Raw genomic sequence first — 14212 nt, forward strand, 5'->3', positions numbered from 1 at the left:
GTCAGACCCAGCCTTCCAGCACCTGGTTCGGTGGCCTGTGCCCGTCGACCCAGGTGCGGATATTGGCGATGACCCGCGCACCCGTGGCATGGCGCCCCTCGATCGTGGCTGACCCCATGTGCGGCAGCAGAACGACATTGGAAAGGGCCAGCAGGCGCGGGTCGACCGCAGGTTCATGGGCATAGACGTCCAGCCCCGCGCCGGCGATGCGGCTTTCTTCCAGCGCGTCGATCAGCGCGCCCTCGTCCATGATTTCCGCGCGGGACGTGTTGATGACATAGGCGTGGGACCGCAGCAGCCCGATCCGCCGCGCGTCCACCAACTCGCGGCTGTCGGAATTGAGCGGGCAGTGGATCGACAGGATATCACTTTGCGTCAGCAGTGCGTCCAGATCACCCTGCCATCGCGCCTCAAGCTCCTGCTCGACCTCGAAGGGCAAGCGATGGCGGTTATGATAGGCGATGGACAGGCCAAAGGCGCGCGCCCGCCGCGCCACGGCGCGGCCAATGCGGCCCATGCCGATGATGCCCAGCGTCTTGCCGCCGATCCGGTGGCCCAGCATGCCTGACGGGCTCCACCCCTGCCACGCGCCGCTGCGCACAAGCTTCTCGCCCTCGGCCAGGCGGCGCGGCACCGACAGGATCAGCGCCATCGTCATATCGGCGGTATCTTCGGTCAGCACGCCGGGCGTGTTGGTGACGATGATGCCCTTTTCCCGGGCGGCGACGAGGTCGATATGGTCGACACCGCTGCCAAAGCTGGCGATCATGCGCAGCGTGTCGGGCGCTCCGCCGATCAAGTCTGCGTCGATCTGATCGGTGATGGTCGGCACCAGTACGTCGCAATCGGCCATGGCACGGGCCATCGCCGTCCGATCCATCGGCGCGTCGGCGATATTGAAGCTGGCGTCGAACAATTGCGCCATGCGCGCTTCCACATCGGGCGGCAGGCGACGCGTAACGATCACGCGCGGCTTGGCGGGACGCGGCGGAGTCTTGCGCGGTTCAACCATGAAGGTGGCGCTATTGCGCGACAAGGTGCGGGTCAAGCGGATAAGCCAGGTCTGGCGAGGAAAGACTGTCGCGGCGACGATCGACGGGCTATGGGTCGGCCATGGGTGACAGGATTTCGAAACTTTACACGGCCATGGCCGTCGGCGGCGCAGTTCTTCTGGTCCTTGCGGCAAGTTCTGCCAACGCTGCGCCCGGCAAGAAGACACCTTATTGGGCATCGCTGTCGCATGATGAGGCGCGCATGCGGGTCGGCCCCAGCCTGGATTACCCGTCCAACTGGGTCTATCGCCGCCGCGACCTGCCGGTGAAGGTGGTGCAGGTCCTTGGCCTGTGGCGCAAGGTGCAGGACCCGGACGGCGCGCAGGGGTGGATGCACGTCCGCCTGCTGAGCGACACGCCCACCGCCATCGTCCGGTCGGCCATCGCGCCGCTGCATGGATCGCCGAGCGACGGATCAGCGACGCTGTTTCGCGCCGAACGCGGCGTTGTGGGTCGCATATCCGATTGTTCAGGCGGCTGGTGCGCCTTCGACGTCAAGGGTCGGCGCGGCTATGTAAAGGCCAGCGACATCTGGGGCGCTATCGACGAATGAGGCCATAGCCCTAGCCCCAAAGCTGGGAGCGGGGCCAAAGCCCCGCCCCCCGGCCATCACCATTCATAGGCTTTGGGCAGGCTGCCTTCGTCCGGCGTTGCATAACGATCGCGCAAGCGGGTCTGGCGATCCGTCATCGGCTGCGCAACGCCGTCGATCCAGACGGCCACAGGCGCGGACGTCATTTCGAGCGGATCGCCGTCCCAGATCACCACGTCGCCCGCCTTGCCCGGCTGAAGCGAACCCAGCCGATCGCCCAGCCCCATTGCCTCGGCCGGGGCCAGCGTGATCGTGCGCAGCGCCTGCCCCCAGGTCAGCCCGGTCGCGCCCGGCACCTTGGTCAGCGCGACCATATTACCCGCCTGCTGGTTGGCGACCCGCAGTTGCAACGCATCGTCCCCGGTCAGCATACCCATCGATACCGAAACGCCCGCCTGCACCATCCGACCAACATTGCTCTGCGTCGCGGCGAGCTTTTCGAAGGCGGACGGCAAGTCTTCAAGCCCTGCGGTGATGACGGGCACCTTGGCGGCTGCGATTTGCGGCGCCACCATCCAGCCTTCGGTCGCCCCGGCCAGGATCAGGCGCAGCGCGGGAAAATCCTGCCGCAACGCCAATACAGCCAGGATATCGCGCGCGCTTTCGGCATGGACCATCAGCGGCATCGCCCCGGTGACGACCGGCACCAGCGCCTCGGCATCGACGCGGTTCAGCAGCGAATCCCTGGAATTGCCATCATAGGCCGCCGGCGCCTTGGCATAGTCCTGCGCCTGCCGCAGCATCATCTTGAACGTCAGGATCATCGCCGCGCGGCTGCCGCCCGCCTCGGCCGCGCCGGCTTCGCCCATTTCGACATATTCGAAGGCGCGGCCCTTGGTGACCGGACTCATGTCCGCGCCCAGATCGATGACCGCGCCCTGCCCGGCAAATATGCCGCTGGAGGCCGCCGGGACGACGACCGCGCGGGTCACGCCGCCATTGCGGCTGATCGCGATCGGGTTGGCGAGCGGATTGATCGCGGGAGCGACATCGATCGCGGCGGAAAAGGGCGAATTGGCGCTGATATCGTTGGTTTCGCGCACGGCTGGCACTTCGGCCAGGCCGACCCGTGAAAAGCCCGATACCAGGCCCGGTGTCACCCATTTGCCCGACGCATCGACGATTTTCGCGCCGGGGGGCACCGCAATGCCAGCGCCGGCGGCGACGATCTTGCCCGCGTCGATGACGACCGTGCCGTTCTGGACAGGTTCGGACCCGTCGCCGATCGCCAGCGTCGCGCCGGTGATGGCGATCGGCTGGGCAAGCGCGGGGACAGCCGCGACCATCGCGATCAGCGCCGCGCCCAGGCGTCCCGCGTTGGCGCGAAGGGAAAAGCTCTTCGTCATTTCACGTCTCCCGCGCCGATCTGGCCCAGTTCAAAATCACTGACCGGTCGGCGCTTGGGGTCAAAGGCGTCATAGAGCAAAGCGCCGTCGATCCACACCTTTTCCGGCCGGGTATAGGTGCTGAACGGGTTGCCGTTCCACAGCACGACATCCGCCATCTTGCCGACCTTGAGGCTGCCGGTGCGATCGGCAATGCCCATCGCCCGCGCTGGATTGATAGCAAGCCAGGTCCAGGCGACCTCGTCGCTGATGTCGATGCCCATGCGCCGCCCCGCGCCCAGCGCCTTGGCCGCTTCCTGATTGAGACGCTGGATACCGTCCTGGTCGTCGCTATGAACGATGGCGCAGGCGCCGGCCTTGTGGACCAGCGGGATATTCTCCTTGATCCCGTCATAGGCCTCCATCTTGAAGCCATACCAGTCGCCCCACAGGGCCGAGCAGATGCCATTGTCGCGGAGCAGGTCCGCGATCTTGTAGCTTTCGACGGCATGGTGAAATGTCGACACCTTGTAGCCGAATTCCTTGCTCATATCGATGACATTGGCCATCTCGTCGGCGCGGTAGCAGTGGTTATGGACCATGATCTTGCCCTCCAGCACATCGGCCAGAGTTTCCATGCCCAAGTCACGGGTCTGATCCTTGCCGGCGGCGCGCTTCTGCTGATACTCGCGCGCCTTGATCCAGGTCTGGCGGTTGACCGCCATATTGCCCATGCGGGTGCTGGGTTCGCGGCCCTTACTGCCATAGACCCGCTTGGGATTTTCGCCGCACGCCATTTTCAGGCCCTGCGGCGCACCTGGAAACTTCATTCCCTGCATGGTGCGCGCGGGCACATTCTTGAGCGTCACGCTGCGGCCGCCAAACAGGTTGGCCGAACCGGGCAGAATCTGAAGCGTCGTCACGCCGCCATTGGCAAGCGCGCGGGAAAAGCCGGGGTCTTGCGGCCAGACGCTATGTTCGGCCCAGACATGCGGGGTGACGGGCGACGTCGCCTCATTGCCGTCGGACAATGCCTCGACTCCGGGAGAGGGATAATCGCCCAGATGGCTGTGAATATCGATGACGCCCGGGGTCACATATTTGCCCTGCGCGTCGATCACCACCACGTCCGCGGGGATCGGCGTGTCCGGTCCGCCGATGGCCGTAACCTTACCGTCGGACAGGAAGACCACGCCATTATCGATGCGTCCGCCCTCCCCGTCAAAGACGGTCGCGCCGCGCAGCACCGTCGGCCGACCACCATAAGGACGATAGGTCGAAGGATAAGGATTTTCAGGTTCCGCCGACGCCCCCTGCGAGGCGGGCCGTTCATCCTTGTCCTTGCGCGCGGCCAGCGGGGTTGCGCTGCTGGCCAGCAGGACAGCCGCGACCGTCAGTGAAACACCCCTGTTACTGAACGCCATGCATCCACCTCTTGATCGGAAAAGCGAGGACAAAAAGAAGGACGCCCAAGCCGATCGACGCAAGGCCGATCGCGCGGAAGACATCCACATAGGTTTGCAGGCTGACGGCAAGGTTGGTGACCTGGCCACCCACCGTTTCGACGCTGGCGACCTGCGCGATCATGCCGCCGACATATTGAGCGACCGAAATCGACATGAACCATACGCCCATCATCAGGCCGACGATGCGCACGATCGACAATTTGGTGATCATCGACAGGCCGACCGGCGAAATGCACAGTTCCGCCATCGAATGGATGAGGTAGAGCAGAGCCAGCCACCAGATCGACACCTTGAAATCCGCGCCGGCAAAGGCGCTGCCCCAGACCAGCACCAGAAAGCCCAGGCCCACGCCGACAAGCGCGATAGCGAACTTGACCGGGATGGACGGCTCCAGCCCCCGGCGGCCCAATGCGTTCCAGCCAATGCTGAAAAGGGGCGCCAGCGTCACGATGAAGAAGGCGTTGAAAAACTGGGTCTGGCCCGCCGACAGGGTGAACAGACCGAAGACCGAAAGGTCGGTGTTTCGATCGGCAAACAGCGTCAGGGAGGAACCCGCCTGTTCGAACAAGGTCCAGAACACGACGTTGAAGACGATCATGACCATCGCCGCCAGCATCATCTGAAATTCGGCCTTGCTGCCCGCGCGCCAGGACCAGATGAGGATGGCGGGTACGGCAACGAGGAAAGTCACGAACAGCAATTTCCCAAGGAGCGGCAGCGCCATCAGATAACCGATGATGCCCGTGCCCGCCTGCGCCTGTGCGGCGTCCATCACATTGACGAACAGGAACCACATTACGGGCACCGCTGCGATCGACAGGGCGTAGATCAGCAGATCCTTGCGAGGGTTCGCCCCTTCCGGGCGTTCGCCATAGCCGCCGAGTTTTCCGCCATCGAACTGGATGAGCGCCCAGGAACAGAGCATGCCGATGGCCGCCAGCAGGAAGCCCGCCCACCAGCCGACCGACGTCGCCAGCCAGGGGCAGAGTATCTGAGAAAAGAGGCTCCCCAGATTAATGCCCATATAGAAGATGGTGAACCCTGCGTCGCGGCGACGGTCGCCGACTGCATAAAGCTCACCCACGATGGTGGAGATATTGGGCTTGAAGAAGCCATTGCCGACGACGATGGCCGACAGGGCGATCAGCATCAGCATGGTGAAGAAGGGGCTGCGTTCGCCGCCGGCGACGAAGGCGCCCTTTTCGACCTTGCGCTCGACAGCGCCCGCGTCGTTCAGCAGATCGACCGAGCCATCCTCATGCCCGCGAATGGCAAGGCGCCTGTCACCCTCGATCAGATATTGCTGGCGCACATCGCCTTGCTTGGCAACCTGCACTTCATAGCGTTGGCCATCAACGAGGGCATAGGGCTTGGCTGCCTCCCCGCCGAAACACAGTGTGAAATAGCCGATCGCCATGATGATCGCGCCGAACTTCACCGACCGTTTCGACCCCAGATACCGGTCCGCTATGAAGCCGCCGATGAACGGGGTGAGATAGACCAGCGACATATAGGCGCCATACGTCCCGCTGGCGCTGGTATCGGAAAAGAGGAAATGGTCGGTCAGGTAGAGGACCAGCAAGGCCCGCATGCCGTAGAAACCGAATCGCTCCCACATTTCGGTGGTGAACAATCTGGCAAGCTGACGTGGATGGCCGAACCAAGATGCGTCGGCGTCGTTGATATGTTCGGCCGCCTGTGCCGCCCGGTTGGGGTCGGCGGGTGAAATGGCCATGGCGCGGTGCTCCCCGATCTTCTAGGGGAGGTCCGCCTCCCCGCTTCGCTCGCGCGAGACTAGCAGCAGAATTGCGTGAGTGAAGAACAATATTACAACCGCATGAAGGATGGCCCGATGTTCAACGACCGTTCCACGCCACTTTCCCTGCTCCAGACCCGCCGGTCTGGCAAACCGCGCGACTTGGCTGCGCCGGGGCCAAATGACGCGGAACTGCGGCAGATATTGGAGGTGGCGCTGCGCACGCCCGATCATGGCAAGCTTGCCCCCTGGCGTTTCGTCATCGTGCCGCAGGACAAGCGCGGCGCGCTGGCGGACCTTCTGGAACGCGCCTATCGCGCCGAAAAGCCTGACGCTGGCCGTATCGAAATCGAGTCCATGCACCAGTTTGCGCATCAGGCGCCCACGCTGGTGGTCGCCCTGTCCTCACCTGTGCCGGGCAGCAAGATTCCCGTCTGGGAGCAGCAATTGTCGGCGGGGGCGGCGATCATGAACCTGCTCCATGCCACCCATGCGCTGGGCTATGCGGGCGGATGGCTGACCGGTTGGCCCAGTTTCAACGACGATGTGCGCAATGCGTTTGGACGCGATGGTGAAGCAATCGCCGGATTCGTGTTCATAGGCACGCCCGCCAAACCGCTGGAGGAGCGACCTCGGCCAGAATATAACGCTATCGTATCGGTCTGGGACCGATAATTACAAATCTTTACGATCCGGAAATCGTCTCTGACTTGACCCCATTAGCTGTATTATGGCAGTGAAGCAGTATGGCCGAAGACTCAAAGCCCGTCTATCTCCGCCTTCGCGAGATCATCGCTGCGTCCATATTGGATGGAGAATTTTCCGACGGAGATTTGCTGCCATCGGTTCGTGCCTTTGCCGCGGCGCAGGGTGCAAATCCGCTCACTGTCGCCAAGGCCTATCAAAGTTTTCAGGATGATGGGCTGGTCGTGGTGAAGCGTGGTGTCGGCATGTTCGTCGCCGCCGGGGCCACGCGCCGCCTGCGCGAAGCGGAGCGGGAACGGTTTCTGGAGACGATATGGCCGCCGGTCGCTGCCCAGATGCGCCGCCTGGGCCTTCGCATCGAAGATATGGATCTGGCGCAGGTCTGATCGATATTACAGGGCTTTGAGCGCCTCCAGCGCCTCCTGCCGATTGCCGAAATCACGGACGGATGCAGCGCGGTTGAGCGCCAGTCTCGCGTCCCCCTTGCGCCCCGCCGCTGCATAGGCCTGCCCCAGATGCATTTGCAGCGCCGGTACAGAGGGCGCGAGCGCCACCGCCTTTTCCAGCAGATCGACGGCCGCTGGCCCCTTGGCATCGGTGCGCAGCAACACCCAGCCCAGCATGTCCGCCGTCGCTGGATTTCCCGGCATCAGCGCATAGCCATGTCGGGCATAAGCCAAGGCGGCGCTTTCCTTTCGCTGTTCCAACGAGACGCGCGCCAGATCCGTCATCAGCAGCGCGTCATTGTCGCCAATCTGCGCGCGTAGCGCCTGAAGCAGCCGCTCCGCGCCGCGCCAGTCCTGCCGTCCAACGGCATAGCCAGCCGCCACTCGAAGCATATCGCGATCCATCGGGTGCTGGCGCAGGAAAAGCTGGGCCACCTGTTCCGCGCGCGGTCCATTGCCGGTCGCTTGCAGGGCACTGACCAGACGAAGGGCCGCATCGCGATCGAAGCGGATATTGGCCCCGGCCTCATAAGCGCGCACCGCCGCTTGTCCCTGTCCGTTCGCCTGCAACAGGTCGCCCAAAATCAGCCAGGCCGCCGGCGCGCCGGGGTTGGCCCGGTTCAACAATCGCGCCCGGTCCAGCGCTTCCTCCTTGCGTCCCATGGTCAGGAGCGCGCGTATATAAGGGATATTGTCGCGCGCGGTGCCGGGGTCGGCAGGCGGAGCGCCGTTCGACAAAGCCGTCGCGAAGACCGAAGCCGCAGGCCGCACAGGCCAGGCCGCCCGCGCCAGCATATCGTCGGCCATCGCGCGGTCGCCGAGCGCTTCCTGAACACGGGCGGCAAGGGTCAGGACATAGGGGTCGGCATCTTGCTGCTCGACCATCGGCGCCAGCGTCGCGGCGGCCGACATCTGGTCGCCATTGTCCGCATAGGCCCGCGCCAGCAATGTGCGCGCGGGCCGGTTCCAGGGTTGGGCGTCGACCAGAGGCGCCAATGTCTGCACCGCCAGCAAAGGATTGCCGTCCTGAAGATGCAAGACCCCGCGCAACAACTGGGTCGCGGCTTCCCCGTCCAGCCGCCCGCCCGTGCGTTCCAGCAATTTGCGCGCCAGGTCGTCCTGACCGGCGCGCGCGGCCATGACCGCCTGCATCATCCAGGCGCGGGCATTGCCCGGATCGAGCGCCAGGAGGCGGCGCGTCATCGCCAGCATGCGCGACGCCTGGCCCGCATCGGCGAGCGTGGCGGCATATTGCTCAAGCACCGGTACGGAATCGGGGTCGACCGACATCGCGCGATCAAACCAGGGAAGCGCGGCGACCAAGCCATATTGCGTCCGGGTAAGTTCAGCACGCAGGCCCAGCGCAGGCGCGCTTTTGGCATTCAGGGCCACCGCCTTGTCGGCCGCGGCAATAGCCCCGGCCTGATCGCCGGTCGCCATGCGCAGGCGCCCCACCTCCACCCAGGTTTCGGAATCGCGAGCGTCCATCGCCAGCGCTTGCTCCAGGGCCCTCCCGGCTGCGCGCACATCTCCCAGCGCCAGCGTGGCGCGGGCGACGACATGCGCGGCGGCAAGGGCCTGGTCTTCGGGCAGATCGGCCGCGCGCGCTTCGACAAGAGCGCCTGCAAAATCGCCCTGGAGAAACAGCGCCTGCGCCATCACGGCGCGCGTGGCGGCCGGCGCCTGACCAAGCGACCGGGCGCGCTCGACCTCCGCCTGCGCGCCGGCCCCGTCGCCCAGTTCGGCCAGCGCCCACGCTTGCGCCGCGCGAGCAATGGCGGAGCGCGGATTTCCCTTGATGGCGTTCATCAGTTCGACCCGCGCTGTGCGCACATCATCCCGATCGAGCGCAGACAGGCCGCGCGCCAGGGCGGCGCTGCCGTCCTTTTCATGCGCGCGCCATTGCCACAGTCCAGCCAGGGCCATGGCGGCGGCGATCAGCCCGACGATCAGGAAAAGACGAGAACGGCGCATCGGTCAGCCCTGCATGTGATAATGTTTGAGCAAGTCATAAAGTGTCGGCCGGCTGATCCCCAACATTCGCGCCGCACCCGATATATTGCCGTCCGTGCGCGCCATCGCATGGCGGATCGCGCGCCGGTCCGCCATTTCGCGCGCCAGCTTCAGATTGATGATATCCGCGCCCCCTCCGGCCTCCGGGTCCAGATCGAGATCAGCAGCCGTGATCAATTTGCCTTCGGCCAAGATCATCGCGCGCTTCACTCTGTTTTCCAGTTCGCGCACATTGCCCGGCCAGGACCAAGCGTCCAGCGCAGCCAGCGCATCGGGCGCCAGCCCCTTGACCTGCGGATTGAGGTCGTCGGCCAAGCGATTGAGAAAATGGCGCGCCAAAAGAGCGGGATCGCCCGGCCGGTCCTTGAGCGCAGGTATGCGCACCACGACCTCTGCGAGACGATAGTAGAGGTCTTCCCGGAACGTCCCGGCGGCCGTCATGGCGCCAAGGTCGCGATGGCTGGCGCACAGGATCCGTGTATCGGCTCCATTCACGGCTTTTCCATCGGCGTTGCCCCTCTGCTTCAGGAACAGCAGCAATTGCGCCTGGAGCGAAAGGTCCATGTCGGCGACCTCGTCGAGGAACAACGTGCCGCCTCGCGCCGCATTGATCCTGCCGCCCGCATCAGACGCGTCCCCCGGATCACGACCAAACAATTCCGCCTCCAGCATCGCGGAGGACAGCGCCGCGCAATTGACGGTGACGAACGGGCCGTCCCGTCGCTGGCTGGCATCATGCAGCGCCTCCGCCAGCATCCCCTTGCCGGTTCCACTCCCCCCAGCCAGGAGGACAAAGACATCGGTCGGGGCGACCCGCTCTATCGTCCGCGCGACCTTGGTCATTTCCGGTGCCGCCGTGATGACCCGGCCCAGCACCTGCTTGTCCCGGGGCGCTGCCTCCACCAAACGCGCATTGTCGCGTTCCAGCGCCTGGACGTGAAAGGCCCGGCGCACGATCAGCCCCAGTTCATGGATGTCGACCGGCTTCTGATAGAAATCATAGGCACTGCCCGCGATCGCTTCCAGCGCGCTTTCCCGTTCGCCATGGCCGGATGCGACGATGATCTTGGTATCCGGCTTGATGCGCAGCATGTCGGCCAGCGTCGCAAATCCTTCGCTGGTGCCGTCAGGGTCAGGCGGCAATCCCAGGTCCAGCGTCACGACATCGGGCGCTTCGGCGCGCAGCATGTCGATCGCTTCTTCCCGATCGCCGGCAATGAACACGCGATAGGCGTCATAGGCCCAACGCAGCTGCCGTTGCAGGCCGGGATCATCCTCCACGATCAGCAATTTGGGCCGGGTGTCGCTCATCAGGCCGCCTGCTCGCCCTGCGCCGGCAAGACGCTTGCCGACGCCAGCGGCAGGAAGAGGGTGAACCGGCTGCCAAGGCCCGGCTTGCTCTCCACCATCACCCGCCCACCCATGGATTGCGCCAATGCACGCGCCTCAAACGCGCCCAGACCGAACCCGCCGGCCTTGTTGGACGCAAAGGGCTTGAACAAGTCGCGCCGGACGAATTCGGGGCTCATCCCGCGTCCCTGGTCGATGACTTCCACCATCGCCATCCCGTCCTCGCGCCCGAGGCGGATGACAACCGGCCGATCCGGCGGGCTGGCGTCGATGGCGTTCTGGACCAGATGCATGATGATCTGTTCGACACGCGCAGGGTCGGCCATGACGGCAGGAGCATCCCCCTCGACCCGGACCGCATGCTGGCGCGCGCGCGTCTGGGCCACACGGGCAAGCAGGGGTTGCAACCCGATGGCCCGCGGTTCCTGAGCTGCCGCCTTATTATGCTGCGATAGCCGAGCCAGCATGTCGTTCATCCGACCCACCGATTCCTTCAGGGTCAAAATCATGTCGGCCCGAAAATCAGGATTATCTGCATGGCGCTCCGCATTATGCGTCAACAGCGACAACTGGCTGACCAGATTTTTGACGTCATGCAGGATGAAGGCGAAGCGGCGGTTGAATTCATCGAAGCGCTGGGCGTCGGCCAGCGCCTGCTGTCCCTGCGCTTCGCTGATATGGCTGGCGGCTTGCCTGCCGGCCGCGCGCAGCATGTCGAAATCTTCCCAATCGACCCTCCTGTCAACCGGAGGACGGGCCAGCGCAATGGCCCCGATCAGGCGGCCATAATGAATAAGAGGCGCCACGGCCCAGACATGGCGATCCTGCGCCAACCATTGTGAGGGCGCCGCCCGCTTGTCCACGCTGCCAAGATCGATGATGTGCCCCTGCTCCAGCCGCAGAACCATGTCCGTGGGAATGGCGGCGATATCCGCGCCATCATCCGGCCAGTTCCACTGCGTTTCGAAGTTCAGACCGCCTCCTTCATCGCGCAGCAGCAAAATCGCAGCAGGCGACTGGGTGATGTCGGCAACCGCTTTAGCGACGCGCTGGCCAAGCGGCGCGGAGGCTTCGCCCGGTCGGCCGATAGTCTCGCCAAAGCGCATCCATTCCATGCGATAATCATAGCGATGCTGGAAAAAATGCTTGGCGACCTGAATGTGCCAAAAGGCCTGGAGCCGCGGCGAGGGTAAAAGCACTAGCGCCGAAACCGCCGCGAAGAATACCGCGCCGATTTCGACAAGGCGCGCATAGGGGCCGGCGATCATCTCGATTAGAACGGCGACGGCCATGATCAGCACGACATAGAGACCGATGGCGAAAACCGACACGGACTGCATCGTCAGGGTGCGCGACACCTGCACCCGTCCGCTCAGATCCTTGCGCAGGCCGATCGCGATGACGGACGCCACCACCGCCATGAGCAATCCGCGTAGTGCAAACAGCGCGTCCGCGCGCTGCGGCGCGACATAGCCAATCAGGTACAGGGCGAAATCATAGCCCCACATCGCCGCCAAAGCGCCGAGCAACAGGCCCATGCCTCCGCGATCCTCGACCGGGCAAACGCTGTATAACTGGTGCAGCAACAGCAGACTGCCGATCGCCGTCATCATGCGCAGCACCAGGGTGGTGGCGATCAACGCGTCCTGAACGTCGCCGGAAAGCGCAAATTGACGCCAGGACAAATCGGTAAAGGTCTGGAGCAGGATCAAGCCGGCAACTGCGACATAGACGGCAACGACACCGCCCTTTGGGCCCTGCCGGCCCGCCCAGGCCCGCCGCAAGAGGACGAACATTACGAGCAACCAGCCGGCGTTGCGGATATTCTCGCCCAGGCCAGAGAGGGGCTTTGCAACGCTACCGAACGAAATATAGAGCGCCCAGCCCGACGTCAGCAGCAGGGCGGCGGCCAGGCTTCTGATTTCCGCCGCACTATCGCGGCGCCTGAGGAGGAAGATGCCGAGCGCGGCAAACAACATGGCCGCCAAGGCATGGCCCCAGTCCCCGATGATTTGCAGCAGGACCGACATGACCGAACGTCAGCGCGCGCCGTCGGGCCAAAGCACGACGCGCACCGTCTGTAACAGGATCAAAAGGTCCAGGAAGGGCGTGTAATTCTTGGCATAATAAAGATCATATTCCAGCTTGTGCCGGGAGTCTTCGATCGATGCGCCATAAGGATAGTTGATCTGCGCCCAGCCAGTAATGCCCGGCTTCACCATATGCCGTTCGGCATAATAGCGCAGATGCTGCTCCAGATCCTCGACGAACTGGCGGCGTTCCGGGCGCGGACCAACGAAGCTCATCTCTCCCTTCAGCACAGTCCAGGTCTGCGGCAGTTCATCGATGCGCAATTTTCGCAGCCAGTAACCAAGGCGGGTAATGCGAGGATCGTCCTTTTCCGCCCAGACCGCCTGCCCCGCCACTTCGGCGTCCTGCCGCATGGTGCGCAGCTTCACGATCCAGAATTCCTGGCCATAGAGGCCGACGCGTTGCTGACGATAAAAGGCCGGCCCCTTGCTATCCAGCTTCACCAACAGCGCGCCCAGCAGGATGATCGGTCCGGTCAGGATCAACAGGATCAAGCTGGCCACGATGTCGAAAATGCGCTTGGCGATGCTGGACAGTCGGCGCCCGGCCGAAAATCCATCCGAAAAGATCAGCCAACTGGGATTGACGCTGGCAAGGTCGACGCGGCCGGTTTCCCGCTCCAGGAAGCTCGACAGGTCGTTGACATGGACGCCCGTCGTCTTGATGCGCAGCAGGTCCGTCATCGGAATGGCGTTCCGCCGTTCTTCCAGGGCAAGCACGACCTCGCTGGCATTCAGGCGCACGACGAAATCGGCCAGATTATAGACGGCGTCGCGGTTAATGGCTTCGGCAATTACCTGCTCGCCATCATTCATGGCGATATAGCCGACCACCAAAAATCCCGATCCGCGGCGGCGTTCCAGCTCACGGATGCGATTGGCGCGATTGCCTGCCCCCAGCACCACCAGCCGTCGCTTGAATGCTTCACCGCCCAGCATCGACCCCAGCAGCAGACGGATCAGCAGCAGCACCGCAACCGCCAGCCCCATCGCGTAAAGCGAATTGGACCGCCACAGGGTGATGGATGGCAGCAGAAAATAGAGAACGGACAGGAAAATGACGCCCAGCGATACAGCCACGAGCAGCCGGGCCAATGCAAATCGGATCGACTGGAGCGATTCAGGGCCATAGACCCCTACAGCGATCATCGCGGTCTGAATGGAAAAGGCGAAGCTCAGGAGTGGTGCCAGGCGCGAGGCCATAGGCTCTACATCCATGCCAATCTGATGCGCACGCAATACCCAGCCAGCTTCGGCCGCAGCGATCAGCAGCAGGAAATCCAGCAGCCCCAGCAGAAGTACCGCATGCGGTACATAATGTTTGAACAGCCTGATCATCGTTGTGCCTCACCCAGCCATCGCCACTAGCGGCTTGGCCCGTCGGATGCTCCTTACACCCTCTGTAAGAAAATCCGAC

The 14212-nt window shown here is 63.9% G+C and carries 11 protein-coding genes; 3 read left to right on the forward strand and 8 right to left on the reverse strand.

What is annotated here, in order from left to right; genetic code table 11:
* Position 1: 1 nt before the first annotated feature.
* Positions 2 to 1012 (reverse strand): 2-hydroxyacid dehydrogenase, encoded by a 1011-nt coding sequence (locus tag LL253_RS09770; protein ID WP_037542316.1) that lies wholly within the window; start codon positions 1010 to 1012, stop codon positions 2 to 4.
* 134 nt (positions 1013 to 1146) lie between these two features.
* Here LL253_RS09770 and LL253_RS09775 point away from each other — a divergent pair, with 134 nt between their 5' ends.
* Complete coding sequence (locus tag LL253_RS09775; protein WP_228227142.1) at positions 1147 to 1605, forward strand: SH3 domain-containing protein; 459 nt, start codon at positions 1147 to 1149, stop codon at positions 1603 to 1605.
* A gap of 56 nt (positions 1606 to 1661) precedes the next feature.
* Here the strand turns inward: LL253_RS09775 and LL253_RS09780 are convergent, their stop codons facing one another.
* From LL253_RS09780 to LL253_RS09790, 3 genes are read right to left on the reverse strand one after another with little or no spacing between them, the layout of a single operon-like run.
* Complete coding sequence (locus tag LL253_RS09780) at positions 1662 to 2990, reverse strand: amidohydrolase family protein (protein WP_228227064.1); 1329 nt, start codon at positions 2988 to 2990, stop codon at positions 1662 to 1664.
* Positions 2987 to 4393, reverse strand: a complete 1407-nt coding sequence (locus LL253_RS09785; RefSeq protein ID WP_228222170.1) for an amidohydrolase — start codon at positions 4391 to 4393, stop codon at positions 2987 to 2989. Before LL253_RS09785 ends, LL253_RS09780 begins: the two co-directional genes overlap by 4 nt.
* Positions 4380 to 6170 (reverse strand): peptide MFS transporter, encoded by a 1791-nt coding sequence (locus tag LL253_RS09790; protein WP_228227065.1) that lies wholly within the window; start codon positions 6168 to 6170, stop codon positions 4380 to 4382. The genes LL253_RS09785 and LL253_RS09790 overlap by 14 nt, the downstream gene beginning before the upstream one ends.
* 117 nt (positions 6171 to 6287) lie before the next feature.
* Between LL253_RS09790 and LL253_RS09795 the strand changes: the two genes are divergently transcribed.
* Positions 6288 to 6866, forward strand: a complete 579-nt coding sequence (locus LL253_RS09795; protein ID WP_228227143.1) for a nitroreductase family protein — start codon at positions 6288 to 6290, stop codon at positions 6864 to 6866.
* 71 nt (positions 6867 to 6937) lie between these two features.
* Entirely contained in the window at positions 6938 to 7282 is a 345-nt protein-coding gene (locus LL253_RS09800; RefSeq protein WP_009821992.1) for a GntR family transcriptional regulator, read from the forward strand.
* A 6-nt stretch (positions 7283 to 7288) separates the two neighbouring features.
* On the opposite strand, the gene LL253_RS09805 is transcribed toward LL253_RS09800, so the two are convergent.
* The 4 genes from LL253_RS09805 to LL253_RS09820 are packed head-to-tail and all read right to left on the reverse strand — an operon-like array spanning position 7289 to position 14133.
* Positions 7289 to 9316: a tetratricopeptide repeat protein gene (locus LL253_RS09805; RefSeq protein WP_228227066.1), complete on the reverse strand. Its 2028-nt coding sequence runs from the start codon at positions 9314 to 9316 to the stop codon at positions 7289 to 7291.
* A gap of 3 nt (positions 9317 to 9319) precedes the next feature.
* On the reverse strand, positions 9320 to 10666 hold the full coding sequence (gene prsR, locus LL253_RS09810; protein WP_228227067.1) for a PEP-CTERM-box response regulator transcription factor: 1347 nt from the start codon (positions 10664 to 10666) through the stop codon (positions 9320 to 9322).
* Positions 10666 to 12735 (reverse strand): XrtA/PEP-CTERM system histidine kinase PrsK, encoded by a 2070-nt coding sequence (gene prsK / locus LL253_RS09815; RefSeq protein ID WP_228227068.1) that lies wholly within the window; start codon positions 12733 to 12735, stop codon positions 10666 to 10668. The genes prsR and prsK overlap by 1 nt, the downstream gene beginning before the upstream one ends.
* Positions 12736 to 12744: 9 nt before the next feature.
* Entirely contained in the window at positions 12745 to 14133 is a 1389-nt protein-coding gene (locus tag LL253_RS09820) for a TIGR03013 family XrtA/PEP-CTERM system glycosyltransferase (protein WP_009821996.1), read from the reverse strand.
* Positions 14134 to 14212: the final 79 nt, after the last annotated feature.

This window comes from Sphingobium soli (genome assembly GCF_020782245.1).
In the GTDB taxonomy this organism is placed as follows: domain Bacteria; phylum Pseudomonadota; class Alphaproteobacteria; order Sphingomonadales; family Sphingomonadaceae; genus Sphingobium; species Sphingobium soli.

Bases quoted from the DNA above. Each gene is read 5' to 3' on its own strand.
- prsR (WP_228227067.1), bottom strand. From the start codon at position 10,666: ATGAGCGACACCCGGCCCAAATTGCTGATCGTGGAGGATGATCCCGGC.
- LL253_RS09805 (WP_228227066.1), bottom strand. From the start codon at position 9,316: ATGCGCCGTTCTCGTCTTTTCCTGATCGTCGGGCTGATCGCCGCCGCC.
- LL253_RS09795 (WP_228227143.1), top strand. From the start codon at position 6,288: ATGTTCAACGACCGTTCCACGCCACTTTCCCTGCTCCAGACCCGCCGG.
- LL253_RS09780 (WP_228227064.1), bottom strand. From the start codon at position 2,990: ATGACGAAGAGCTTTTCCCTTCGCGCCAACGCGGGACGCCTGGGCGCG.
- LL253_RS09775 (WP_228227142.1), top strand. From the start codon at position 1,147: ATGGCCGTCGGCGGCGCAGTTCTTCTGGTCCTTGCGGCAAGTTCTGCC.
- LL253_RS09785 (WP_228222170.1), bottom strand. From the start codon at position 4,393: ATGGCGTTCAGTAACAGGGGTGTTTCACTGACGGTCGCGGCTGTCCTG.
- LL253_RS09820 (WP_009821996.1), bottom strand. From the start codon at position 14,133: ATGATCAGGCTGTTCAAACATTATGTACCGCATGCGGTACTTCTGCTG.
- LL253_RS09800 (WP_009821992.1), top strand. From the start codon at position 6,938: ATGGCCGAAGACTCAAAGCCCGTCTATCTCCGCCTTCGCGAGATCATC.
- prsK (WP_228227068.1), bottom strand. From the start codon at position 12,735: ATGTCGGTCCTGCTGCAAATCATCGGGGACTGGGGCCATGCCTTGGCG.
- LL253_RS09790 (WP_228227065.1), bottom strand. From the start codon at position 6,170: ATGGCCATTTCACCCGCCGACCCCAACCGGGCGGCACAGGCGGCCGAA.
- LL253_RS09770 (WP_037542316.1), bottom strand. From the start codon at position 1,012: ATGGTTGAACCGCGCAAGACTCCGCCGCGTCCCGCCAAGCCGCGCGTG.